We start from the raw sequence: 24,955 nt of genomic DNA on the forward strand, positions 1-24,955 counted from the left end.
CGACTGCCATTCGTGTGGATCACGGTGAGTCGGTAAAGGATGAACTTGAGCGTTACGAAGGCATGTATGTGACCATGGACGCGGACAGTGAACGGGTGATCACCCGTAATTTTGGCTTTGACTACGACGCGTTTCGCAACAATATGGTGTTAACGCACCGCACCCCTTTATTTAAACCCACGCAACTTTATCCAGCGTTAACCGACGAAGCGAAAGCGCTTGCGGCGAACAATGCGGCGAATCAGCTTTATATCGAAAGTGATCAAAAAGCCAAAGACGGACAAATTCCCTATTTTCCGGGACTCGACGCTGAGCAAGGCTATTTGCGTATTGGCGATCGTATTGAGCATTTGTCTGGCGTGATGGGCTTTAGCTACGATCAGTACCGTTTAGTGGCGACCAACACCATTACCGCCGGTGACATTGTGCACCGTCACGATCGTCAAGATGCACCCGCGACGGTACCGAATACCGACATTAAAGTGGCCAGCTTTAACGTACTCAACTATTTTACCAGTGCCAGCGCCATTGGTGGTCCCGTAAATGTCACCTGTAAAGATCGCGACCATGCGGACGCCAAGCGTGGTTGCAACCGAGGTGCTAAAACCGCCGCTGAGTTTGAGCTCCAACGTACCAAGATTGTCAATGCCCTCCGCGCGATGGATGCTGATATCGTTGGCTTGATGGAGCTTGAAAACAATGGGTTTGAAGCTGGAAGCGCCATTGCCGATTTGGTGACCCACCTCAACGCAGAGTTTGCGGATCCTGCAGACCATTATCAGTTTGTTGAACCTAGCGATGCGGTGAAAAATCAGGGCGCGTTTTTTGGCTCTGATGCGATCATGGTCGGTATGATTTACCGCCCTGCAAAAGTCTCGTTAGCCGGTGACGCACAAGCGGTTGCTATGCCCGAGCAGCACATAAGTGGTGAAAACCCTGAGGGCGAAACGCGTGAGCTTAACAAGTATCAACGCGACAGCTTGCTGCAAGCGTTTAGCATTAATGGCGAGCCGTTACATATTGTGGTTAACCACTTTAAGTCGAAAGGATCAGGCTGTTATGAAGATTGGATCGCGGGTGAATTCGAGACGGATACAGCAGATTTACAAGGACATTGTAATGCTTTCCGTGTCTCCGCGGCAGTGACATTACGCGATCGTCTGCAGCAGCTGGATGGAGACGTATTGATCCTTGGCGATCTCAATGCGTACGCGAAAGAAGATCCGGTCCGTATATTAACCGACTACCAACGTCAGCCTAACCAGCGCGATATCATGACAGCCGCAGGAACGGAAATTCGCGGCGTACCTATGCATCCGACCGCACAAGCGGTAGAGAAAGGCCTGGGCTATATCAACCTCGCCACGGCGCGATTGGGTGATAAAGCCTATTCCTACTCGTACTCGGGTGAATTGGGGAGTCTCGACCATGCCATCGCCAGCGCTAGCTTGGCGGAAAAAGTCGTCGGTGTGGAAGACTGGCACATTAACTCGGTTGAAAGTACCTTGTTTGAATACAGTCGTCAGTACACTGGGGATTTGGTGAAATCGACCAATCCGTTCTCTTCGTCAGATCACGACCCTGTGATTGTGTCTTTGGCGTATCCGGATCCGGTTGTGCCTGTATCGGTTACCATCAATAACCGCAGTATTTTGCCGATTATTCCGATGCTGAATGGACAAAAAAGTCCTGATCACGCTTGGATGAAATGGCGCTCACAACGCACCTTTGATACGCAAAGCCCATTGGTACAAGGGCTGAAACTTGATAAAGATGATCGTATCGAGGTCACTGTGAAAGCGCTGGGTTTGATCCCCGTCCATTGTGGCAGTGCGCCGGCGAGTCAGCCTATGTCGGTCCGTTACACCGGCTTCCGTTGCCAACTACGTTAATTTAATTACTACGGGCAGTGGCAACACCGCCCGCGGATGACGCTTGTCAGGCACTGTGTTAGCATCATTCCGGTTTTCAATCGGATGGCGCAGCACAGTGCTTCTTATCATCGATAATTACGACTCCTTTACCTACAACCTCTATCAGTACTTTTGCCAGCTGGGCGTGGACGTGTGTGTTAAACGCAATGACGAGTTGGCTATCGCAGACATTGAGGCGATGGAGCCCTCCCATTTAGTGATCTCTCCTGGTCCTTGTACGCCGAATGAGGCGGGGATTTCTCTCGAGGTCATTCGCCATTTTGCCGGACAGATACCGATTTTAGGCGTATGTCTTGGCCATCAGTCCATTGCACAGGTCTTTGGTGCGTCGGTGATCCGCGCCAATGCGGTGATGCACGGTAAGACGTCTTTGGTCGAACATGATCATCAAGGGGTATTTAACCGTTTACCCAGTCCGTTTACCGTCACACGGTATCACTCGTTGGTGGTTGACCCGCAAACCCTGCCTGATTGTTTGACCGTGACAGCGACCACCACTGAGCCCGATGGTCGCCAAATCATTATGGGATTGAAGCACCGAACCCTGCCAATTGAGGGAGTACAATTCCATCCGGAGAGCATTTTGACTGAACACGGCCATGACTTACTGGCGAATTTCTTACAGCAATAGTTACAAAAAATAGCGATCTTTATCACTATTTTCACATTTCGTTTTTTCTGACGTGATTATCAGTGGCTGCAACCTTATGCAGCCATCACCGTCATCCCGCACCACTCATGCCTTACAGGCATCTCAGCCTTGCTGATTAGGCGCTTCTTTCGCCTCACACTTTGTGCATAACTATATCTCTAATCTGCATGGTATTTGTTATTCTGCTGAAAACAAAAAATAATCTGCTATTGCCGCGGTTAAAAGAATGTAAATACTATGCGTCATGGAAAAAACACAGAAGGATTGAGTGATGACGATGGACAAAAAAGTAGAACGTAAACTCTTTGATGAAGTGATGGTACCTTGCTACAACCCGATGCCCATGATCCCAGATCACGGCAAAGGCTCCCGCATTTGGGACCAAGAAGGGCAAGAGTACGTTGACTTTGCGGGTGGGATTGCGGTGAGCTGTTTGGGCCATTGTCATCCCGTCATGGTGGATGCGTTGACTGAGCAAGCTCAAAAGCTTTGGCACTTAAGCAACGTCATGACGAATGCACCTGCATTGCGTCTCGCAAAGCGCCTCACTGAGTTGTCATTTGCGGATCGTGTTTTCTACGCAAACTCTGGCGCGGAAGCGAACGAAGCAGCACTAAAGTTGGCACGCCGCTGGGCAAAAGAAGAACACGGAGAGCACAAAAGCGAAATCATTGCGTTTAGCAAAGGTTTCCATGGTCGCACCTTCTTCACGGTCACCGTGGGCGGTCAACCGGCTTATTCTGACGGCTTTGGTCCTAAGCCGGGAGATATTACCCACCTGCCATACAATGACTTAGCCGCGCTGGCTGATCATATCTCTGATCGCACTTGTGCGGTGATGATGGAGCCACTGCAAGGTGAAGGCGGCATTATTCCTCCAGAGCCGGGTTTCTTGGAAGGTGTACGTGAACTGTGTGACAAACACAATGCCTTGCTGATCTTCGATGAAGTGCAAACCGGTAACGGCCGTACGGGCACCTTCTATGCGTATCAACAATCGGGCGTCGCTCCCGATATCTTAGCCACCGCTAAATCACTGGGTGGGGGGATCCCGATCGGTGCCATGTTGACCACCGAAGCCCTGGCGGCACACATGAAACCGGGGACGCATGGCTCAACCTATGGCGGTAACCCCTTAGCATGTGCGGTCGCAGAAGCGGTGGTGGAAGAAGTGACCAAACCCGAGGTCCTTGACGGTGTTATTGAGCGCGAACAGTGGTTCCGCGATGGCCTAGAAGCGATCAACGATAAATACGGCATCTTCAGTGAAGTGCGCGGTAAAGGTTTGTTGCTTGGCGCAGCACTCAACAAAGCGTGGGAAGGGCGTGCGCGTGACATCTTAGTGGCGGCAGGTGAGGAAGGCTTGCTGGTGCTGGTCGCGGGCCCGAATGTGGTGCGTTTCACCCCATCATTGGTGATTACCAAAGCGGATATTGAAGAAGGTATGGCGCGCCTTGATCGTGCTATTGCGAAGGTCGTTGCTGCATAAGGCGGCCTTTACACTCGGAGGGATTTGAGATGTTAGTTATTCGGCCTATCCGTGCGTCAGATTTTGATGCACTGATGTTGTGTGCGGAAGAGTCCGGTCATGGATTTACCTCATTGCCGGTTGATGCCGATTTGCTACAAGGACGTATCAACAATTCGCTAGAGAGCTTTGCCAAGCATGTCACTAGCCCGGGCATGGAAGGCTACCTGATGGTGGCCGAAGATACCGAAACGGGCGAGGTTGCAGGCACCACAGGGATCGAGGCGGCAATCGGCCTCGATAATCCCTTTTATAGTTATCACTTAACCAAAGTGGTGCATTCATCGCGCAAGCTCAATGTCCATAACATTGTTGAAGTGCTGACGTTTGGTAATAACTACACCGGAGCAACGGAAATTTGCACCCTGTTTTTGCGTCCTGAGTTTCGGGGTGGCCTCAACGGTAAACTGCTTTCCAAGTGTCGCTTCTTGATGCTCGCCGAGTTTCCTGAGCGCTTTGCGGATGTGGTGTTTGCCGAAATGCGTGGCGTGTCTGATGATGATGGCAATTCGCCGTTCTGGCAGTGGCTTAAGGACAACTTCTTTTCGATTGACTTTACTTTGGCCGATTACCTAACCGGTATTGGTGCGAAAGGGTTTATTGCCGACTTAATGCCTAAGTTGCCGATTTACGTCAGTCTGTTGAGTGAAGAAGCGCGTGCCGTGATTGGACAGGTGCACCCGAAAACACGACCGGCACTGCGTCTGTTGGAGAAAGAAGGCTTTTCGTGTCGAGGATATGTCGACATCTTTGATGCCGGTCCAACGGTCGAGTGTTTGCGCCACAATATCGAATCGGTCCGCCATTCATTTAATGCGACTGCTAGCGTGCGTGAGCATAGCAGTGCTCAGCACTACTTAATTTCGAATACCGATTTTGCGGGCTTCCGTGCAACTGCGGCGAAAGCGGCACTTGATCCGGAAACCAATCACGTTGTGATTGCGCCAGAGGTTGCCGAAGCGCTGCAAGTTAAAGACGGCGATCGACTCCGTTTGATCGCGATGGAGGAGTAAGGATGACACATCAAACCGCAGGCCATTTGATCAATGGTGAATGGACGCCGGGTGAAGGCGACGTCATGACTTCGCTAAACCCTTTTGATAGTCGTTGTATTTGGCAAGGCAATGAAGCCACGAAACCGCAGGTTGAACAAGCGGTAAGCGCGGCACGACAAGCCTTTCTTACTTGGCGGAATACCGATTTTGCCGAGCGCCAAGCCTTGGTAGAACGCTTCGCTGAAATTGTGAAAGCCAATACCGACGATCTGGCGCGTACCATCGCTGAAGAAACTGGCAAGCCGTTTTGGGAAACCAAAACCGAAGTGGGCGCCATGGTGGGTAAAATTGCCATTTCGCTGCGCGCTTACCATGAACGTACAGGATCGCGGGAAAAAGACGTCAATGGCACGCAAGCTGTACTGCGGCATCGTCCCCTTGGTGTGATGGCAGTGTTTGGGCCGTATAATTTCCCCGGTCACTTGCCTAATGGCCATATTGTCCCGGCACTATTGGCCGGAAACAGTGTGGTTTTCAAGCCGTCCGAACTGACGCCTAAAGTGGCTGAACAAACTCTTGGCTACTGGTTAGAAGCCGGTCTACCTGCTGGGCTGATTAACTTGGTGCAAGGGGGCCGTGATACCGGCGAAGCGCTAGCACAAGCTCGAGGTATTGATGGCCTTCTATTTACCGGGAGCGCCAACACCGGACACATCCTCCATCGCCAGTTTGCCGGCCAACCGGACAAAATGCTGGCATTGGAAATGGGGGGCAATAACCCACTGGTTATCAGTGATAAACACAGTGGTGTGGATGCCACGGTTTATACCATTATTCAATCGGCTTACCTCAGTGCCGGTCAGCGTTGTACCTGTGCACGTCGTCTGCTTCTTCCTGAAGGGGAGGTGGGTGACAAGATCTTGGCGCGCTTAGCGGCGTGGACTAAAACGATCCGTGTAGGCGGCCAGTTCGATGATCCGGCGCCCTTTATGGGCGCACAGATCTCTGTGGCGGCAGCCGAAGGGATCTTAGCCACTCAGCAAAAACTGATCGATCTCGGTGGCAAGCCAGTCGTGGCGTGTGAACATCGCCATGATGCCGTGATCTCGCCGGGGATCATTGATGTTAGCGGGATCGCCGAGTTACCCGATGAAGAATACTTCGGTCCTTTATTGCAGGTGCAGCGTTACACCGATATGGCTGATGCATTGACGAAAGCGAATGATACCCGCTATGGCTTGTCGGCAGGCCTTATCAGTGACGACGATGGTGAATGGCAATACTTCCTTGACCATATTCGCGCCGGTATTGTAAACCGTAACCGTCAATTGACCGGTGCCAGTGGGGATGCACCATTTGGTGGTCCGGGCGCGTCGGGTAACCTGCGTCCAAGTGCTTATTATGCCGCCGATTATTGTGCCTACCCCATGGCATCGATGGAAGGCGAGCAGGTCACCTTGCCCGAGAGCTTTGCGCCGGGGATCACGCCTCTTGATTAAGGAGAACAACATGGATAGTTGCCAAGCGTTATTTGACAGATTGTGGCAAGACTACACCCAGCGTCTTTGCCCTTCTGCGCAGAAAGTGCATGGGTTGCTCGAAGAAGGCCAACCCCTGATCAATGATCACATTGCACTGCGCACCTTTGCACTGCCTAATGTAGGGCTGGACAAGCTTGCCCGTCCTTTTATTGCGTTGGGCTATGAGCCGAAAGGTGAGTACACCTTTGAAGCGAAGAAGCTCAACGCACGTCACTACGAGCATCCCGATCCCTTGATGCCGAAAGTGTTTATTAGTGAATTGATGGTGGGCCAATGCTCGACAACATTGCAATCTATCGTGCGCGACTTAGTGGCGAACGTGGATGATGATGCGCTGAAAGGGAGCGATTTTCTTCATCAAGGACGTTTGTGGGAGTTGGATTGGCAAACCTACAAGACGTTAGCGGATGAAAGTGAATATGCAGCTTGGGTGGCAGCGCATGGCTATGGGGCGAACCACTTTACTGTCAGTGTGAATCAGCTGAATAACCATGATAACTGTCAAGCGGTCAACGATACCTTGCGCCAAAATGGGTTTACCATTAATGAATCTGGCGGGGAGGTCAAAGGGGATGCATCAGTCTTTTTGGAGCAATCCTCGACGATGGCTGATCGCGTGCCGGTGCAGTTTAGCGATGCACGCCATGATATTCCGGGTGGTTTCTACGAGTTTGCGAAACGGTATCCGCTTCCGGACGGTGAACTTTATCAAGGTTTTGTCGCCGCCTCGGCTGATAAAATCTTTGAAAGTACGCATCAATAGTGGCGAGAGAAGAAAAGGAGAGCGATGCTCTCCTTTTTTGGTTGGCGGTGTTTAGCGACTTTCAATATCGAGCCAGAATTTATCGTCAATTGCCTGAGTCTCATTACTCAGATGTGGGTTGTCGACCCGAATAAACGTGCGCTCACCAATATTGGCTTTCTCAAAGGTCTCTTTTACCAGAGGGGCATTCTCAAAAAATTCGATGAAGGATCCGTCTTGATAGGCGGCCGCAAACGCATCGTTGAGCATGGTCGCTACCTCTGGGTTTTGGGGCGATACAAACAAGAACATTGGGAAGCGGTAGATCAGCATTAAGTGCGGATCAACCAACAGATTTGTATATTGAGGTCGCTCTGCCAGCTCGCTAAAAGGTTCGATAAGCGCACGCGGGAAGAGGTCGGCCCGTCCGGTATCGACGCCTTTAAAGATATTCTCAAAGCTTGAGATTTCTCGAACCCGAAATCCCGCCGACTGCAAGACCTTCACATCCGCCCAGCCTTGCCCTTGGATCATGGTCAGATTATTGAGCCCTGCTTGGTCACTGATTTGTGCAAGCTTGGGTTCGGTGGCTTGATTGGTAATGAACAAGCGATGGCCTAATAGACCCCGAAAGACTGGATAACGGATGGGAAGTAACTCTGACTCAAGGGTACGGTCGGCCCCGAGCCAATCTACCGTCAGTCGTCCTTGTTTCAGCATTTCCACTTTACGAGACTGAGAGCCAATTTGGCCTTGAAAGGCCTGTAAAGTGACAGACTCACCCGATTTTTCCGCTAAAAACTCAATCAAGTCGATAGCGTATAAATCGAGGGCAGAGCCAGCCCGTGGTTCTGGATGGACAATGGTGATATTCGCCGCAGCAGTTGAAGAAACCGCCGCGAGTAGCAATGCAGCAAGGGTTTGACGTAAGCTTCTCATAAACGACATCCTGTTAATCAGTTGTTAGATTGGTCGTTTTTGAAGTGTAGAACTTAGGTAATGAGTTTCCAGTCAATAAAAATAAAAAAACCGACGCAAAAGCGCCGGTTTTGTCGCAACACGCGAGGATTAGCGTGTGCCGTAAACCACAATGGTTTTACCGTGAGCTGAGATAAGGTTCTGCTCTTCCAGCATTTTAAGGATACGCCCAACCGTCTCACGCGAACAGCCAACAATCTGACCAATCTCTTGACGTGTGATCTTGATTTGCATGCCATCAGGGTGAGTCATGGCGTCAGGTTGCTTCGCCAAGTTCAGTAGGGTTTGCGCAATGCGGCCGGTCACGTCCAGGAAGGCAAGGTCTCCCACTTTCTGGCTGGTCACTTGCAGGCGACGCGCCATCTGAGAGGATAGACGCATCAAAATGTCTGGGTTAACTTGGATCAGCTGGCGGAATTTCTTGAATGAAATTTCTGCCACTTCGCAAGGTGATTTCGCACGTACCCATGCGGTGCGCTCTTGGTCCTCTTCGAACAGACCAAGTTCGCCGATGAAGTCACCTTGGTTAAGGTAAGACAGGATCATCTCCTTGCCTTCTTCATCTTTGATTAGTACGGCCACAGAACCTTTCACGATGTAGTACAAGGTCTCCGCCTTTTCCCCTGCATGGATCAGAGTACTTTTGGACGGGTACTTGTGAATATGACAATGTGAAAGGAACCACTCGAGTGTAGGGTCTGTTTGAGGTTTTCCTGGAACCATATAACTTATTTCCTCTGCATGTGTTGCCCGGCAACGACGTCCTGTCTTTGTCTGAATGGAAACCCATCAGTCCAATGCACAGAATACGAGGTCTTGGCGCAGGCTACAAGCTCACTGTATGTTAACAAGAGTGTATCTTTTTTCTATCTGGATTTCTTGATTTTGATCTAAGCCAACCGCCTAAAAATTCGGCAAAAATGTGGCTAAGATCACGACCTGAGAAGTAATACACGTTAAGTGCGCTACGGCGGTTAACCTATCTTGCCTTTCTCAATCAACTGTTGGATCAAGGGGCGAATAATCAGCTCCATTGCAAATCCCATTTTACCGCCGGGCACGACCAGCGTGTTGTGCCGAGACATAAACGCGCCACTGATCATTTGCAGTAAGTAAGGAAAATCGACGTTCTTCATACCACGAAAGCGGATCACGACAAAGCTTTCGTCGAGTGACGGGATCCCTTTTGCATTCAGCGGGTTGGAAGTGTCTACGGTCGGGACTCGTTGGAAGTTAATATGCGTGCGAGAAAACTGCGGCGTAATGTAGTGCAAATAATCATCCATGGAGCGCACGATCGAGTCCGTGACGGCCTCGCGGGAATGGCCGCGGTCGCGCGTATCGCGGACAAACTTTTGAATCCACTCCAAGTTAACGATAGGCACCATGCCGATCAGTAAATCAACATGCTGGGCGACATTGACGTCACCATCCACCACCCCGCCATGCAAGCCTTCATAAAATAATACGTCGGTATTTTCAGGCAGATCTTGCCAGGGAGTGAAGGTGCCCGGCATTTGGTTATAAGGCACGGCTTCATCAAAGGTGTGTAGATAACGACGGTATTTACCTGTGCCTTGTTCGCCATATTCTTTAAAAAATTGCTCAAGGCGTGGGAAGTCGTTGGCCGTGGGGCCAAAGTAGCTAATATGACGACCTTGTTCACGGGCTTTACGGATCTCAACATCCATTTCTGGCCGCGTGAAGCGGTGAAAGCTATCGCCCTCTAACCAAGAGGCTTTGATGTTCATCATATTGAACATCTTACGAAACGCTTCGGAGGTGGTGGTTGTGCCTGCGCCGGATGAACCGGTCACAGCGATGATTGGGTGTTTAGCCGACATGACGAGCCCTGTCATTGATCAGTCTGAATTTACACCGCAGCCCACAAGGGGAGGCGGTGTTACGGTCTGAGATCGCGCTGACGACGAATATCCACTGTCTCATGCAGCTCAGAGTATACAATCACGGCGTCGCCGGATTTTAATTGTTCACGCACTTGTTCAACTTTCTCAGCAAAGCTGACTTCCTGCTCACCGTAATCTGTCCCTTCCCGCAACACAAAGTGTTCAATTAAATTGGTCAAGGTCTCGGCTGGCACAGATTGCCATGGAACCATCATACTACATCACCTTTTGCTGACATCGGGATGGCACGGACGCCATCTCCGTACTTAGGTTGTGAATTAGCTCCCATTTTACCGAATTATGCGTGTAGGTGCAGTGTATCTATGTCAGTTCAGTCACAATTTATCATGACGAATAGGGGCATCAGGTGTCGAGTTGCTCAGCTATCCACGCGGGCACTGCCTCTTCCAACCATAAACGCGGTGCACGCCAATGGCCAGTGACAAACCCAACATGTCCGCCATGGTCAGTGAGTTGATAGCGTATATTGGCCGGTAATGGCGTGGTTGGGATCACCGCGTCGGTCATAAAGGGATCGTCTTTGGCATGAATGATGGTCAAAGGGGCGCGGATCGCAGGCAACACGGATAAGCCACTGCATTGCTGGTAGTAATGATGTGCGTCCTCAAATCCATGCAGTGGTGCGGTGACGGTTTGATCAAACTCGAATAAGGTCGAAATACGGGGCTGCTCGCCAGCTTGCCAGCGACCTACTTGGGCGTGTCGCGTAAGCTTATCTGACAGGGTTTGCCGCATCGAGCGGAGTAGGTACGCTTGGTAGACACGTGAGAACCCTTGCTGAATGCGTAACGAGCAGGCGGCAAGGTCTAAGGGGGGTGACACGGCGCAGCCACTGGAGACAATCGGATCGTCCGCATACTCTGCCAAATAGCGTACCAGCATGTTGCCGCCGCATCAGCCGTGGCATGATGGTTTGTAGATGAGGATTACGGGCGCTGGGAATCGGTTCAAAGGGTGTCATCAGCGTCTCCTTGCTCATCGTCTTTGATCACACTGGCGCGCAGGGCGGGATAGAGCGATTTGGCCGAGGGCGAGAGCTGACGGCAATAATACGCCAACGGCGAGGGCGACTCGGTCAGCCATGTTTGTTGATTCAAAGCGTGGATGAGGTCTTGTTGTTGGAACTTCTCGAGGCTGAGCTCGAAATTCAGCATTTTTTTATATTGTCCCGCGCCAACGCGCGGTTTGATATCGCGACGTAGGTTGCGGTAGGCAATCAGCAAATGCTCAGAGCGGCTGAGCGATTGTTTAAGTTGGCTGAGGCTCTCTGGGGCAAGGCCATAGCCATGGCTTTCCAACCAAGCCAGCAACAAGGCAAGGTTGACGTTGCCCTGATGCTGATCTTGCAATTTAAGACACGCCTGTTTGACGTCTTGCTTGCCATAGTGTTGCAAACAAAACTGCCACAGGTCGGCTGCATTCGCTTGGCCGGGAATTAGGCTTGATTGAATGCCGCCTCCATGGCTTCCAGTTCTTCCTGTCGCTCCATCCATTCTTGCTCTACCTCTTCCAGCGCTGATTTGGCATCAGCCTGGCGTTGTAATTGTTCCGCGAGTTGGGCTTTTTGGTCTGCGCCATAAATTGTTGGGTCGGCCAGTTTGGTCTCTGCATCGGCAATAATGGCAGAGAGCTGTTCGATTTTTGTGTCTAAGCTGTCAATTTTTTTACGAAGTGGCGCGGTTTTTTGGCGAAGTTCTGCCTCGCGACGCTTTTGTGCCTTACGATCGACCTGACGTTGCTGGGGGGCGGCTTTGTCATCGGCGTTTTGTTTTTTACTTTCCGCACGGTCGGCACGCTGTTGCTCGCCAAGCCAGCGATGGTAGTCGTGTAAGTCACCGTCAAAGGGTTGCACCGCGCCGTTGTCGACAAGATAAAGATCGTCGGTGGTCGCGCGCAGCAAAAAGCGATCATGGCTTACGATCACCATCGCCCCTTCAAACGATTGTAGGGCAAGCGTCAAGGCTTGGCGCATATCTAAATCAAGGTGGTTAGTCGGTTCGTCAAGCAGCAGCAGGTTAGGCTTTTGCCACACCAATAACGCTAATACTAAGCGTGCCTTCTCGCCTCCCGAAAAGGGGCCAATGGTCTCAAGCGCTTTATCACCCTGAAAGCCAAAGCGCCCTAAGAAGTCACGTAGCGTTTGCTCGGCTGTGGTGGGCGCAAGGCGATTCATATGTTGCAGTGGGGTTTCGTCAATGCGCAACGTGTCGAGTTGATGCTGCGCAAAATAGCCAATTTTTACCCCTTGGGAGTAACTGAGCTCACCGGCCATGGCTGGCAAGGTGCCAGCAAGAAGTTTGATCAGCGTAGACTTACCCGCACCATTGCGGCCTAACAAACCAATACGCGCGCCAGGGACCAGGTTGAGGCGGATATTTTCCACAATCGGTGTCTTGTCGTACCCCGCAGCGACTTTGTCCATCATCAAGATAGGATTTGGGAGCGCATCTGGGGTGAAAAAGGTAAAACTAAATGGATTATCGTATTGCGCCGGCAACACCTTTTCCATCCGCTCCAGTGCCTTAATCCGGCTTTGCGCTTGGCGCGCCTTTGAGGCTTTATAACGAAAGCGGTCGATGTAAGATTGCATGTGGGCAATCTGCTTTTTTTGCTTTTCAAACTGCGCTTGTTGTTGCGCCAGCTTCTGCGCCCGCATCTGCTCGAAGTCGGAATAATTGCCCGTGTATTCATTTAGCTGTTGATGCTCAATATGAATAATACGGTTGACGACAGGATCCAAAAAGTCCCGGTCGTGGGAAATCAGCACCAAGGTACCGGGGTATTGCTGCAGCCACTTTTCCAGCCACATCACGGCATCTAAATCGAGGTGGTTGGTTGGCTCATCAAGCAGCAAGAGGTCGGAACGACACAGCAGTGCTTGGGCAAGGTTTAAGCGCATCCGCCAGCCGCCCGAAAATTGCGTGAGTGACCATTGCATTTGCGCCTGACTAAAGCCCAAACCGTCGAGCAAACTGGCGGCGCGCGCCTCAATACTGTAGCCACCAATGGCATCCAGTTTATCGTGTAAGGTCGCCACGGCATGACCGTCATCACGTTGTTCCGCATCCGCTAAGGCCATCTGCAGTTCACGGTATTCGGCATCGCCATCAATGACATACTCGAGCGCACTTTTTTCCAGTGCGGGCGTTTCTTGTGCCACCCAAGCTACTTGCCATTGGCTAGGATAATGATAGCTGCCCGCATCTAACGTCAGCTGGTGGCGAAGCAGTGCAAACAAGCTGGATTTGCCACATCCGTTTTTGCCGACCAATCCGACTTTGTCGCCGGGATGGATGGTGGCAGAGGTATGATCGAGCAGTGGCTTGCCACCGCGCAGTAATTGGATGTCAGAAAAGCTAATCATGATTATTCAGTGCGCTAGTGTGGTTTGGGTGCGTCGTCGTTATACCAGCTTGGTGCGGGGATTGCCAAATTTCCCCGTCAGTCGGCCTAACTGGCGCGATCTGTGTTGTGTGTTTTGTGTGTTAAGGTTAAAAACAAGCATGAAAACTGACTCTTGCCGTGATAACAAGGATGCCTATGCCCAATGACAAGGATGCACATCAAGACCCCGCGTCGGTGTTGGTGATCTTTGCCCATCCCGACCCTGATCAGTCGGTGGCGAACCGACGTCTGCTTGCCGCTATCTCTTCGTTTCCGCATGTGACTGTTCACGATATTTACGCAACTTATCCCGACTTTGTGGTTGATGTGCACGATGAGCGCCGACGGGTGCAACAAGCTGATGTGATTGTTTTTCAACACCCGCTACAAATGTATTCCTGTCCGGCGTTGTTGAAAGAATGGATTGATGTGGTGCTAGGCAAAGGTTTTGCACATGGCGAGGGAGGCGATGCGCTAGCAGGAAAAACCTGCCGTTTTGTCGTCACTACTGGAGGGGCGGCTGAGGCGTTCACCAAAAGCGGATACAACAAGTATTCGATGCAAGAGCTTCTCCAACCGTTTGAGTTGACCGCCGCCCTGTGCCGCATGACGTGGCTCCCGCCGCTGGTCTTGCACTGGGCTCGTCGTGTGAGTGATGCCGATCGGGATGCGTTTGCGGAACTGTATGCCGATTGGATTCGTGATCCGCTCGCCCATGCGGGAGGTGAGCATGGAGCATAACTTGCTTTCCGCGGCCTTTATTTTCCTGTTAGCGGCGGTGATTGCCGTCCCACTCGCGCAGCGGTTAGGGATGGGCTCGGTATTAGGCTATCTGATGGCCGGCATCGTGATTGGTCCATGGGGGCTCGGGCTTATCAGCGATGTGGAGTCTATTCTCCATTTTTCTGAATTCGGGGTGGTATTGCTGCTGTTTCTGATTGGCTTGGAGCTAAATCCTAAAAAACTGCTGCAGATGCGCCGGCCGATACTGGGCCTGGGCGGCAGCCAAGTGGTGGTGACCACCTTGGTGATAGGTGCCGTCGGGGTGATGTTTGGTCTGACGGAACGGCAGGGCTTTATTGTGGGCATGGCCATGGCGCTTTCCTCCACCGCCATTGCGATGAAAATTATAGAAGACCAGCGCCTTATGCGCAGTGAATCCGGTCAAGCAGGGTTTGCGATTCTGTTGTTTCAAGATATCGCGGTCATCCCGATGTTAGCGGTGATGCCTGCATTGGCAGGAGGTAATACCGGAAGTTGGTTCGATGTTCTATGGATGTTTATAGGCATTGGCGCGCTGTTGGTCGGTGGGCATTTCTTGCTTCGGCCTCTATTTCGCTTGGTGATCATGAGCGGGGTCAGCGAGCTGTTTAACGTGGCAGCACTGGCCTTGGTGATTGGCATTGCGCTTGCGATGCAGCAGTTGGGTCTTTCGATGGCGTTAGGTGCGTTCCTAGCAGGTGTGCTGCTTGCGGAGAGTGAGTATCGCCACGAACTCGAAACCGCCATCGACCCCTTTAAAGGGTTGCTGCTAGGGCTGTTTTTTATTGCGGTCGGGATGGCGGTGGATCTCGGTCTACTGTTGGAATATCCGCTGACTTTGCTCGGTGCGGTACTTGCACTGGTGTGCGGTAAGGCGTTACTTATCTATCTGCTCGCGCGTTTATTTGGTGTGGCACCTAAAGCGCGCAGTCAAATGGCGGTGTTGCTTAGCCAAGGCGGTGAATTTGCTTTCGTGATCTTTACAGCGGCACGCGCAGAAGGGTTGCTTAGCCAAGAATTGAATGCCTTCTTGCTGGTGGTGGTGAGTCTGTCGATGATGACCACCCCCTTGATGCTTACCTTGCAGCAACGCTGGTTTGAACGCACTTTTAATGAACCAGAGGAGTTACCGCCACAGACGCAATTTGATCAACATGACGCGCGCGTCATCATCGCGGGCTTTGGTCGGTTTGGTCAGGTGGTCGGTCGGTTGATGTTTGCCAACAAAATTGGTGTCACCATCTTGGAACGTGATCCCACCCAAATCAAGCTATTACGCAAGTTCGGGTATGATGTGTATTACGGTGATGCGACGCAGCTTGATTTACTTCGGGCGGCAGGGGCGCAAAGCGCAGAGGCGATTGTGATTTGCACCGACTCGCCGGATGAAGTGATGGAAATTGTTGATCTTTGTCAGCAGCATTTCCCTAACTTAAAGATATTAGCGCGAGCACGAAGTCGGGTTGAGGCTTATCAGCTCATGGGCTTAGGCGTTGAAACCTTGTCGCGGGAGACATTTCTTGGCGCGCTTGATTTAGGTCGACAGACGCTAGAGTCTTTGGGAATGCACCCTTATAAAGCAAAACGTGCCGAGGTGTTGTTCCGCAAGCTAGATATGCGGGTATTGCAAGACCTCTTACCCCAACATAATGAAGATATGGCCGCCGCTTCACGCGTGAAAGAGGCGCGTAAAGAATTGGAAGAGATCTTTGATCGGGAAATGCGTGGTGATATTGAGCGCCACCAGAGTTGGAACCGAGATGAATAGGATGGAATTGTGAAAAAGCGCTTTATTGCCGGGGCGGCGTGCCCCAAATGTCAGCGTCAAGACACCTTGCGAGTTTGGCGCGAAAACAATATTGACAAAGTGGAATGTGTCAGCTGCGATTACCATGAGAGTCGGCTTCCGGATTCGGCACAGCAGTCACAGTCTGAAACCCCGCCGGCAGAGAATGTCATTGGGATCTTTAAACCGGAGTAGGGAATCCGTTATCATCGGCAGTCCATTAACCTTCCGGTCTCGGAGCGAGCATGAAAATTGCAAATGATGTGGTGGTCAGCCTGGCCTACCAAGTAAAAAATGAAGACGGTGCGTTAGTTGATGAATCAACAGCGCAAGAACCCCTCCAGTACCTACACGGTCACCGTAACCTGATCGTTGGTCTGGAAAAGGCACTGGAAGGTCGTGAGAAAGGCGACGCGTTTGAAGTGACCGTAGGTCCTGACGATGCATACGGTGAGTATCAAGAAGCCATGGTACAACGCGTACCGGCGAACGTATTCCAAGGCGTAGACCAAGTTGAAGTCGGCATGCGCTTTATGGCGGAAACTGACCAAGGTCAGATCCCGGTTGAAGTCACCGAAGTTGACGGTGACGAAGTTGTTGTTGATGCCAACCACATGCTGGCAGGCCAAACTCTGTCATTCTCTGTGGAAGTGGTTGATCTACGTGCAGCAACCGAAGACGAAATTGCTCATGGCCATATTCACCAAGAAGGTGGCTGCGGTCACGATCACTAATCAGTGATTAGCAACGAGAAAAGGCGCCGATTTGGCGCCTTTTTTTATTTCATATCCACCGTCTTTAGGCGTGTATCGACACCAGCGCTTGGCAATTAATAATGCGGCGGTGGGGTTTCTTCTGATTGGCTGGCGATGTTGGCCGGCGCGACGTCCTTCAGTTTGCCGACCAAATACTGAATTTGCACTGTCATACGTTCAATATCGCCTTGCTGTTGGGTGAGAGCGTCATTGAGCTGTTCTATTGTGTCTTCTTGAAACGCGACCTTGCACTCTAGATCGTCAATTTGTTGCTGTAATTTGCCAATCTCACTCATTTTTGTTTCTCACTGCATTAAGGGGTGTCGGTTAACCAAGCCTGGGCGATGCCCGCCGAGGTACCGGATATCACACGGCCGGTTGGGTCGATGGCGACATCATACACGACCGCGCTGGGAGGGCGAGTATTGGGTTGTGCCAATGCCTCCCAACGTCCTAGATTCTCACCGGTCTGAACATCCCAAAGCTCGACCCGCTGTGAGGGAGTACCGGTGGCGAGTCGGCGGCCGTCATCGGAAAAGCGTGCACTGGCATAAATCGCTTGGCGCGCAAAGATATCCAATTGACTGACTTTTTCACCGCTGGGTAAGGCCCAGATAATCGCTCGATTGCTGCCATCCGAGACAAAGGCATACTTTCCTTCCCGTTGCAGCGCCACTTGCTTCACCCGTTGGTCATAAGGAAAGTCGTTGATAATTTGCCCGGAATTAGTGTCCCAAAAATAGGCATGATGGTCATTGCCCCCTGAGAGGACGTAAGCGCCGTTCGGGGAAATGGCGACCGCATTGACTTTATCGCGATGGGCAAGGAACTCTAAGCGTCTTCCTGTGCCTAAGTCGATGAATAGCGCTTTGCCGTCCGACATCGCGAGGACCACTTTTTGGCCGTTGTTGCTGATAGCCGCATCACGGATAATGCCTTCAGAGACCGACCACAAGCCCTCGGCTTGGCTCCAGGCAAGATCCCAGACAGCAAAATTTTGTGCGGTCGCGGTGATGGCATAGCGTTTATTGTCGGAGATATGGCTGACCACCACAGGGTTCGCATTGGGATCTTGGGGCCCAAGATCCGCCAGCTTTTGGTTGGTGACCAGATCCCACAGCACAATGTCGGTTTCTTCGGAGGCGAGCAGCGCAAATCGCCCGTCTCTACTCAGGCTAAAGCTGGTGGCGCCTTCAGGATGGATTGACCAACGCTGGGCTTCTTTGCCAGACTGCCAACAGCCAGTTAGCATGATGGCGATGAGAAAAATGCAAACAATGTGGCGAATTTTGGGCATGATGCTTGAGTTCCGAAACGTGCAGCCATATAACCACGAGTATATTGATAGAATCAGGCTTTCGCATTGTTGATGCGTCAGTGACAACCATACGAGGATTTATCCTTACCATCAACGGAGTACCCAATGAAATCAGTAATGAAGATGTCGCTACTCGCGGCAACCGTTGCCCTTGCCGTCGGCTGTCAACAAGACGACGCCAACGTCGAGCAGACGAACCAAGCCGCTGAGCAGGCGCAAGCGGAAGCGTCGTTTGCTAATGATGACGACAAGGCAGCCTACGCGATTGGTGCGTCTTTAGCGCAATACCTCAACGCCAACCTAGAGCAACAAGCCGACATTGGTTTGGATTTAGATAAAGAGTTGGTATTGCAAGGGGTGCAGGACGTCTTTAATGGCGAATCCAAGCTGACCGACGAGCAAGCGCAAGCGGCACTGCAGTCACTCGATCAACGCGTGACTGAGCTGGCCCAGCAACAAGCCAAAGAAAAAGCAGAAGCTGCGCTGGCTGACGGTGAAAAGTATCGCACTGAATTTGCGAGCCAAGAGGGCGTGAAAGAAACCGAATCTGGCTTGTTATACAAAGTGGATAGCTTAGGTGACGGTAAAAAACCCGCGGCGGAAGACACTGTGGTGGTGCACTATAAAGGCACCCTGACAGATGGTACCCAATTTGATAGCTCTTACGATCGTGGCGAGCCAGCAACCTTCCCGCTTAATCGTGTGATCCCAGGTTGGACCGAAGGGGTGCAGCTGATGCCAGTTGGATCTAAATTTACCTTCGTGATCCCGCCAGAGCTGGCTTACGGTGACCAAGATACGGCGTCCATTCCTGCGAACTCAACGCTTGTGTTTGATGTTGAGCTACTGGAAATCAAAGACGATGCCAACAAAGAGAAGGCGAGTGAAGGGTAAACCCGACGCTTGTTTTCGCGCCAAAATGCCTCGGCTTTGCCGGGGCTTTTGCTTTTTTAGGGCCGGATTCTGTTAAACTTGGCTGAGATAAACACAGATTCACTGTCGAATAAGGATAGGCGTACGTGGTACCGACAGAGCATTTTGGCGCAGAAATCATGACAGAAAGCGAGCTCATTGAGCCGAATCCATTTACTGCGCAAGACAGTGTGATTTTACACTCTTATGCCGCGGTCGTAGACGGCTTGGCTGCGCTGATTGGCGAGCATTGTGAAATCGTACTGCACTCGCTAGAAGACTTGAACAAGTCAGCAATCAAAATTGCCAATGGTGAAAACACCGGTCGCCAAGTGGGGTCTCCCATCACGGATTTGGCCTTACGGATGTTGCGGGACATTGAAGGGTCTGAGCGTAATTTTTCTCGCGCCTACTTTACGCGCGCGAAAAGCGGCACCTTAATGAAATCGATCACGGTTGCCATCCGCAATGGTGAAAGCCGCATTATCGGGCTGTTATGTATCAATATAAACTTGGATGCCCCTTTCTCTCAGGTGCTGCAAGCGTTTATGCCTGATGATCAAGCCAAGCAAGCCGCGTCATCGGTTAACTTTGCCAGTGATGTAGAAGAGCTGGTGGACCAAACCGTTGAGCGTACCATTGAAGAAGTCAACGCGGATAAAAGTGTGTCTAATAACACCAAAAACCGCCAAATTGTGATGGCGCTTTATGATAAAGGGATCTTTGATATCAAAGATGCTATTCATCGTGTCGCTGATAGACTCAACATATCGAAGCACACTGTGTATCTTTACGTGCGCCAACGTAAAACGGGAGATGGGGAAAAATGAGCCTCAATTACGTACTCGTGGTCTCAGAGCCGGCTTATGGGACGCAACTTGCGCGTACGGCCTATCAGTTTGCGTGTGCGGCCATTGCCAATGGGCACAGTGTCAGCAAAGTGTTTTTCTACCAAGATGGTGTATTAAACGGGGCTGCGACAACGGTGCCTGCGAATGACGAATTTGACTTGGTTAATGCATGGCAGACTTTGGCCAATGAACATCAGGTACAACTCGAAACCTGTGTGGCTGCCGCATTACGCCGCGGTATTGTGAGCGAGCAAGAAGCGACGCAGCATGGCTTGTCACAAGCGAACCTAGCAGATGGGTATCAACAAGCCGGTCTCGGAGCCTTGGCAGAAGCCTTGTTGACTGCTGATCGTGTACTGCAATTTTAAGAGGACGTATGCAACTCGGGTTTGTTTTTTCAACCGCACCGCATGGTTCAGCGAGCGGACGTGAGGGGTTAGACGCGCTGTTAGCGACATCCGCTTTTTGCGAAACGATTAGCGTGTTCTTCATTGGCGATGGGGTGATGCAATTGATTGATGGGCAGCGCCCAAGCGCAGTGCTGAGTCGCGATTATATTGCCAGCTTTAAAATGCTACCGCTGTGTGATGTAGAAGATATCTATATTTGCCAAGCGTCACTGGTGGCGAGAGGCATGGGTGATGCGGCGCGTGTGTTGACGGGCGAAGTGCTGGAACGTGAGCATATTCAGGCAAAGCTCGCTCGCTGCGATCGCATTCTGCATTTTTAAGAGAGTCAGATGCTACATATTATCAAATCGTCCCCTTATGCAACGCATGCGCTGTCGCACTGTTTGGCGTATGCCACTCCTGACAGTGTCATTGTCTTGATCAATGATGCTGTCCTCGGCGCACTGGCCGATAGCCCACTGGGTGCGGCGCTCTTTACAGATAACCGTTCGGTTTATGTGCTAGAAGAAGATGTGATGGCCCGCGGGGTGCAAGCGCATCTACATCCGCAAGTTAAACAGATTGATATGCAAGGCTTGGTTCAACTCACTGAGGATCACGTCACGCAAATGACATGGTGATCGACTAGGCTATCGAAGGATAAAAATGCCTTCCTTGCTATCGGTGAAAAAACAGACGATGCAAAGATCTCTGTATAAATCTTGACACCCTATAAGTCGGCGCCTAAAATTTCGCGTCCCCGTTTTATTGGGGATAGATTTTTCACACTTATACGTTAAGTAATATCAGGAGCTATTTAATGGCAACTATTAACCAGCTGGTACGCAAACCACGCCTGAAGCAAGTTGCGAAAAGCAACGTGCCTGCGCTGGAAGCGTGTCCGCAAAAACGTGGTGTTTGTACTCGTGTTTACACCACTACGCCAAAAAAACCAAACTCAGCACTGCGTAAAGTATGCCGTGTGCGTTTGACTAACGGTTACGAAGTAACCTCATACATCGGTGGTGAAGGCCACAACCTGCAAGAGCACAGCGTTGTGCTTATCCGCGGCGGTCGTGTAAAAGACTTGCCGGGTGTGCGTTACCACACTGTTCGTGGCGCACTTGACTGTGCAGGCGTTAACGGCCGTAAACAAGGTCGTTCTAAGTACGGTGTGAAGCGTCCTAAGTCTTAATGGATTCCGTTAAGTAAGGCCAAACACTCAAACAATTGAATTTTGAAAAAACTGAAAAGTTTTGGATAAAACCTGAAGAAGACAACGGAGATAATCCATGCCACGTCGTCGCGTAATTGGTCAGCGTAAAATTCTTCCAGATCCTAAGTTCGGATCAGAATTGCTGGCAAAATTTGTGAACATCCTGATGGTTGACGGTAAGAAGTCAACTGCTGAAAAAATCGTTTACGGTGCACTAGACATCATGGCTGAGCGTTCTGGTAAAGAGCACTTGGCTGTATTCGAACAAGCTCTTGAAAACGTACGCCCAGCGGTCGAGGTTAAATCTCGCCGTGTAGGTGGTTCAACTTACCAAGTACCAGTAGAAGTACGTCCTGTGCGTCGTAACGCGCTGGCTATGCGTTGGTTGGTTGAAGCTGCTCGTAAGCGTGGTGAAAAATCTATGGCTCAGCGCCTGGCCAACGAGATGCTTGATGCGTCTGAAAACAAAGGTACTGCTGTTAAGAAACGTGAAGACGTTCACCGTATGGCAGACGCGAACAAAGCGTTCGCACATTACCGCTGGTAATGCCTTCATGGCGCGTCACTTCGGTGGCGCGCCGAACCCATTTTCTAAGGTTAACCTTAGTAAGAGGATACTATTGTGGCTCGTAAAACCCCTATCGAGCGCTACCGTAACATCGGTATTTGTGCTCACGTAGACGCCGGTAAAACCACGACTACCGAGCGGATCCTGTTCTACACAGGTCTGTCACACAAAATCGGTGAGGTTCATGACGGCGCAGCAACCATGGACTGGATGTCGCAGGAGCAAGAGCGCGGCATTACTATCACCTCTGCAGCAACTACCACTTTCTGGGCAGGTTCTGATCAACAATTTGAACAGCACCGTGTCAACATCATCGATACTCCAGGACACGTTGACTTCACTATCGAAGTAGAGCGTTCACTGCGTGTTCTTGATGGTGCGGTTGTTGTTTTCTGTGGTTCTTCTGGTGTTGAGCCTCAGTCTGAAACCGTATGGCGTCAGGCTGACAAATACGAAGTTCCACGCATGGTTTTCGTCAACAAGATGGACCGTGCGGGCGCAGACTTCCTACGCGTTGTTGATCAAATCAAAAACCGCCTTGGCGCGACCCCTGTGCCAATTCACTTGAACATTGGCGCAGAAGACCAGTTCAAGGGCGTTATTGACCTGATCAAAATGAAAGCGATCAACTGGAATGAAGAAGACATGGGTATGACTTATACCTATGAAGAGATTCCAGCTGAGCTTCAAGAGCAAGCAGAAGAGTGGCACAATTTCTTGGTTGAGTCTGCTGCAGAAGCGTCTGAAGAGCTGATGGACAAGTACCTTGAAGAAGGTGAGTTGTCTGAAGAAGAAATCAAGAAGGCGCTGCGTCAGCGTACTCTAGATAACGAAATCGTACTGGCAACCTGTGGTTCTGCATTTAAGAACAAAGGTGTTCAGGCAGTACTGGATGCGGTTATCGAATACTTGCCTTCACCAATCGACGTTAAGTCAATCAAAGGTGAAGACGAAGCTGGTAACCCAATTGAGCGTCACGCAGACGACAAAGAACCGTTCTCAGCGTTGGCATTCAAAATTGCAACTGACCCATTCGTAGGTACGCTGACCTTTATGCGTGTTTACTCGGGCGTTGTTAACTCAGGCGACACTGTTTACAACTCTGTTAAGCAGAAGCGTGAGCGTCTAGGCCGTATCGTACAGATGCACTCGAACAAGCGTGAAGAAATCAAAGAAATTCGCGCCGGTGACATTGCAGCTGCAATCGGTCTAAAAGACGTGACTACTGGTGATACTCTGTGTGCGATGGATTCAAAAGTAATCCTAGAGCGTATGGAATTCCCTGATCCAGTTATTCAGATCGCGGTTGAGCCTAAGTCTAAAGCAGACCAAGAGAAAATGGGTATCGCACTAGGTAAACTAGCAGCAGAAGATCCATCTTTCCGCGTTGAGTCTGACGAAGAGTCTGGCCAGACCCTGATCTCTGGTATGGGTGAGCTTCACCTAGACATCATCGTTGACCGTATGCGTCGTGAGTTTAACGTTGAATGTAACGTTGGTAAGCCTCAGGTAGCGTACCGTGAAACTATCCGTGGTAGCACGGAAGTTGAAGGCAAGTTCGTTAAGCAATCAGGTGGTCGTGGTCAGTTTGGTCACGTATGGCTGAAGCTTGAGCCATCTGAGCCAAACGAAGGCTTTGTCTTTGTCGACGAAATCGTTGGTGGTGTGGTTCCACGTGAATACATCGGCGCGGTAGCGAAAGGCGTTGAAGAGCAAATGGCAAACGGTGTACTTGCCGGTTACCCTGTGCTTGACGTTAAAGCAACCCTGTTCGATGGTTCTTACCACGATGTTGACTCCAACGAAATGGCGTTTAAGATCGCTGCATCAATGGCATTCAAGAAAGGTGCACTGCAAGCGCAACCTGTTATGCTTGAGCCAATGATGAAAGTAGAAGTAACTACGCCAGAAGAGTGGATGGGTGACGTTGTTGGTGACTTGAACCGTCGCCGTGGCCTGATTGGCGGTATGGACGAGGGCCCAGCGGGTCTGAAGATCGTACGTGCTCAGGTACCACTGTCTGAAATGTTCGGTTACGCCACTGACCTGCGTAGTGCAACTCAGGGTCGTGCTTCATACTCAATGGAATTCAGCGAGTATGGCGAAGTGCCTAAGAACATTGCCGACGCCCTGATTGCAGAGCGTAGCTAATTTTTATTAGTCTCGATGCCGGCGTGTTGTCGGCATCCAATACTGACTTCTGAGCTAGTTAGGTGTTGATACCTTTAGCTCACAACTAGGAAGGAAGACGATCGTGTCTAAAGAAAAATTTGAACGTACGAAACCGCACGTTAACGTTGGTACTATCGGCCACGTTGACCACGGTAAAACTACTCTGACTGCTGCTATCTGTACTGTACTTGCAAAAGTACACGGTGGTGCAGCGCGTGACTTCGCATCAATCGATAACGCACCAGAAGAGCGTGAGCGTGGTATCACCATCGCGACTTCGCACGTAGAATACGATACGCCAACTCGCCACTACGCGCACGTTGACTGCCCAGGGCACGCCGACTACGTGAAAAACATGATCACCGGTGCAGCGCAAATGGACGGTGGTATCCTAGTAGTAGCAGCGACTGATGGCCCAATGCCACAGACTCGTGAGCACATCCTGCTAGGCCGTCAGGTAGGCATCCCATACATCATCGTCTTCATGAACACATGTGACATGGTTGATGATGAAGAGCTGCTTGAGCTCGTTGAAATGGAAGTA

The 24,955-nt window shown here is 51.0% G+C and carries 27 protein-coding genes and 1 pseudogene; 19 read left to right on the plus strand and 9 right to left on the minus strand.

Going from position 1 to position 24,955, the window contains the following annotated elements; genetic code table 11:
• From BZJ17_RS12735 to BZJ17_RS12760, 6 genes are all read left to right on the plus strand, one after another.
• The coding region (locus BZJ17_RS12735) for an ExeM/NucH family extracellular endonuclease (protein WP_108743820.1) at positions 1-1,892 on the plus strand (1,892 nt) is incomplete at its 5' end.
• 97 nt (positions 1,893-1,989) lie between these two features.
• Positions 1,990-2,565, plus strand: coding sequence for an aminodeoxychorismate/anthranilate synthase component II (locus tag BZJ17_RS12740; protein WP_077640976.1), 576 nt, complete (start codon positions 1,990-1,992; stop codon positions 2,563-2,565).
• A gap of 292 nt (positions 2,566-2,857) precedes the next feature.
• Positions 2,858-4,075 carry an aspartate aminotransferase family protein gene (locus BZJ17_RS12745; protein WP_069590935.1) on the plus strand — a complete coding sequence of 406 codons (1,218 nt, stop codon included), beginning with the start codon at positions 2,858-2,860 and terminating at the stop codon, positions 4,073-4,075.
• A 29-nt stretch (positions 4,076-4,104) separates the two neighbouring features.
• A complete protein-coding gene (gene astA, locus BZJ17_RS12750) occupies positions 4,105-5,127 on the plus strand; it encodes an arginine N-succinyltransferase (RefSeq protein ID WP_069590937.1) in 1,023 nt (340 codons plus the stop codon).
• A gap of 2 nt (positions 5,128-5,129) precedes the next feature.
• Positions 5,130-6,608: a succinylglutamate-semialdehyde dehydrogenase gene (gene astD / locus BZJ17_RS12755; RefSeq protein ID WP_077640977.1), complete on the plus strand. Its 1,479-nt coding sequence runs from the start codon at positions 5,130-5,132 to the stop codon at positions 6,606-6,608.
• Positions 6,609-6,618: 10 nt separating this feature from the next.
• On the plus strand, positions 6,619-7,413 hold the full coding sequence (locus BZJ17_RS12760; protein WP_077640978.1) for a DUF1338 domain-containing protein: 795 nt from the start codon (positions 6,619-6,621) through the stop codon (positions 7,411-7,413).
• Between the two features lie 51 nt (positions 7,414-7,464).
• On the opposite strand, the gene BZJ17_RS12765 is transcribed toward BZJ17_RS12760, so the two are convergent.
• From BZJ17_RS12765 to BZJ17_RS12795, 7 genes are all read right to left on the minus strand, one after another.
• Entirely contained in the window at positions 7,465-8,331 is an 867-nt protein-coding gene (locus tag BZJ17_RS12765; RefSeq protein WP_069589568.1) for a hypothetical protein, read from the minus strand.
• Between the two features lie 129 nt (positions 8,332-8,460).
• Positions 8,461-9,093 carry a cAMP-activated global transcriptional regulator CRP gene (gene crp, locus BZJ17_RS12770; RefSeq protein WP_002535199.1) on the minus strand — a complete coding sequence of 211 codons (633 nt, stop codon included), beginning with the start codon at positions 9,091-9,093 and terminating at the stop codon, positions 8,461-8,463.
• A gap of 251 nt (positions 9,094-9,344) precedes the next feature.
• Positions 9,345-10,214: a phosphoribulokinase gene (locus BZJ17_RS12775; protein WP_069589567.1), complete on the minus strand. Its 870-nt coding sequence runs from the start codon at positions 10,212-10,214 to the stop codon at positions 9,345-9,347.
• A gap of 59 nt (positions 10,215-10,273) precedes the next feature.
• A complete protein-coding gene (locus tag BZJ17_RS12780) occupies positions 10,274-10,492 on the minus strand; it encodes a YheU family protein (RefSeq protein ID WP_069589565.1) in 219 nt (72 codons plus the stop codon).
• A gap of 148 nt (positions 10,493-10,640) precedes the next feature.
• The gene (locus BZJ17_RS12785; protein WP_077640979.1) at positions 10,641-11,180 is read right to left on the minus strand and encodes a hypothetical protein; all 540 of its coding nucleotides are present in this window, start codon (positions 11,178-11,180) and stop codon (positions 10,641-10,643) included.
• Positions 11,181-11,245: 65 nt separating this feature from the next.
• The gene (locus BZJ17_RS12790) at positions 11,246-11,791 is read right to left on the minus strand and encodes a TIGR02444 family protein (protein WP_077640980.1); all 546 of its coding nucleotides are present in this window, start codon (positions 11,789-11,791) and stop codon (positions 11,246-11,248) included.
• A complete protein-coding gene (locus tag BZJ17_RS12795; RefSeq protein WP_077640981.1) occupies positions 11,734-13,662 on the minus strand; it encodes an ABC transporter ATP-binding protein in 1,929 nt (642 codons plus the stop codon). The genes BZJ17_RS12790 and BZJ17_RS12795 overlap by 58 nt, the downstream gene beginning before the upstream one ends.
• 176 nt (positions 13,663-13,838) lie before the next feature.
• Here BZJ17_RS12795 and kefG point away from each other — a divergent pair, with 176 nt between their 5' ends.
• From kefG to slyD, 4 genes and pseudogenes are all read left to right on the plus strand, one after another.
• Complete coding sequence (kefG, locus tag BZJ17_RS12800) at positions 13,839-14,423, plus strand: glutathione-regulated potassium-efflux system ancillary protein KefG (protein WP_069589559.1); 585 nt, start codon at positions 13,839-13,841, stop codon at positions 14,421-14,423.
• Positions 14,413-16,212: a glutathione-regulated potassium-efflux system protein KefB gene (gene kefB, locus BZJ17_RS12805; protein ID WP_077640982.1), complete on the plus strand. Its 1,800-nt coding sequence runs from the start codon at positions 14,413-14,415 to the stop codon at positions 16,210-16,212. Before kefG ends, kefB begins: the two co-directional genes overlap by 11 nt.
• 6 nt (positions 16,213-16,218) lie before the next feature.
• Positions 16,219-16,425 carry a YheV family putative zinc ribbon protein gene (locus BZJ17_RS12810; protein WP_069589557.1) on the plus strand — a complete coding sequence of 69 codons (207 nt, stop codon included), beginning with the start codon at positions 16,219-16,221 and terminating at the stop codon, positions 16,423-16,425.
• Positions 16,426-16,475: 50 nt separating this feature from the next.
• A pseudogene (gene slyD / locus BZJ17_RS12815) lies at positions 16,476-16,961 on the plus strand (peptidylprolyl isomerase); the annotation flags it as partial.
• 98 nt (positions 16,962-17,059) lie between these two features.
• Here slyD and BZJ17_RS12820 read toward each other — a convergent pair.
• Positions 17,060-17,281 (minus strand): SlyX family protein, encoded by a 222-nt coding sequence (locus BZJ17_RS12820; RefSeq protein WP_069589556.1) that lies wholly within the window; start codon positions 17,279-17,281, stop codon positions 17,060-17,062.
• A gap of 17 nt (positions 17,282-17,298) precedes the next feature.
• Positions 17,299-18,282, minus strand: a complete 984-nt coding sequence (locus BZJ17_RS12825) for a hypothetical protein (protein WP_077640983.1) — start codon at positions 18,280-18,282, stop codon at positions 17,299-17,301.
• Positions 18,283-18,408: 126 nt separating this feature from the next.
• Here BZJ17_RS12825 and fkpA point away from each other — a divergent pair, with 126 nt between their 5' ends.
• From fkpA to BZJ17_RS12870, 9 genes are all read left to right on the plus strand, one after another.
• On the plus strand, positions 18,409-19,197 hold the full coding sequence (fkpA, locus tag BZJ17_RS12830) for an FKBP-type peptidyl-prolyl cis-trans isomerase (protein ID WP_069589552.1): 789 nt from the start codon (positions 18,409-18,411) through the stop codon (positions 19,195-19,197).
• A 125-nt stretch (positions 19,198-19,322) separates the two neighbouring features.
• The gene (locus BZJ17_RS12835; RefSeq protein ID WP_069589551.1) at positions 19,323-20,045 is read left to right on the plus strand and encodes a transcriptional regulator; all 723 of its coding nucleotides are present in this window, start codon (positions 19,323-19,325) and stop codon (positions 20,043-20,045) included.
• Positions 20,042-20,434 (plus strand): sulfurtransferase complex subunit TusD, encoded by a 393-nt coding sequence (tusD, locus tag BZJ17_RS12840; protein ID WP_077640984.1) that lies wholly within the window; start codon positions 20,042-20,044, stop codon positions 20,432-20,434. Before BZJ17_RS12835 ends, tusD begins: the two co-directional genes overlap by 4 nt.
• 8 nt (positions 20,435-20,442) lie before the next feature.
• Positions 20,443-20,796, plus strand: coding sequence for a sulfurtransferase complex subunit TusC (tusC, locus tag BZJ17_RS12845; protein ID WP_077640985.1), 354 nt, complete (start codon positions 20,443-20,445; stop codon positions 20,794-20,796).
• Positions 20,797-20,805: 9 nt separating this feature from the next.
• A complete protein-coding gene (tusB, locus tag BZJ17_RS12850; RefSeq protein WP_077640986.1) occupies positions 20,806-21,096 on the plus strand; it encodes a sulfurtransferase complex subunit TusB in 291 nt (96 codons plus the stop codon).
• Between the two features lie 179 nt (positions 21,097-21,275).
• On the plus strand, positions 21,276-21,650 hold the full coding sequence (gene rpsL / locus BZJ17_RS12855) for a 30S ribosomal protein S12 (RefSeq protein WP_069589545.1): 375 nt from the start codon (positions 21,276-21,278) through the stop codon (positions 21,648-21,650).
• 97 nt (positions 21,651-21,747) lie between these two features.
• On the plus strand, positions 21,748-22,218 hold the full coding sequence (rpsG, locus tag BZJ17_RS12860; RefSeq protein WP_069589544.1) for a 30S ribosomal protein S7: 471 nt from the start codon (positions 21,748-21,750) through the stop codon (positions 22,216-22,218).
• A 75-nt stretch (positions 22,219-22,293) separates the two neighbouring features.
• Positions 22,294-24,390, plus strand: coding sequence for an elongation factor G (fusA, locus tag BZJ17_RS12865; RefSeq protein WP_077640987.1), 2,097 nt, complete (start codon positions 22,294-22,296; stop codon positions 24,388-24,390).
• Between the two features lie 103 nt (positions 24,391-24,493).
• A partial coding sequence (locus BZJ17_RS12870; protein WP_131826810.1) for a GTP-binding protein occupies positions 24,494-24,955 on the plus strand: 462 nt, incomplete at its 3' end.

The sequence above is a fragment of the Salinivibrio sp. IB574 genome (genome assembly GCF_001996205.1).
In the GTDB taxonomy this organism is placed as follows: domain Bacteria; phylum Pseudomonadota; class Gammaproteobacteria; order Enterobacterales; family Vibrionaceae; genus Salinivibrio; species Salinivibrio proteolyticus.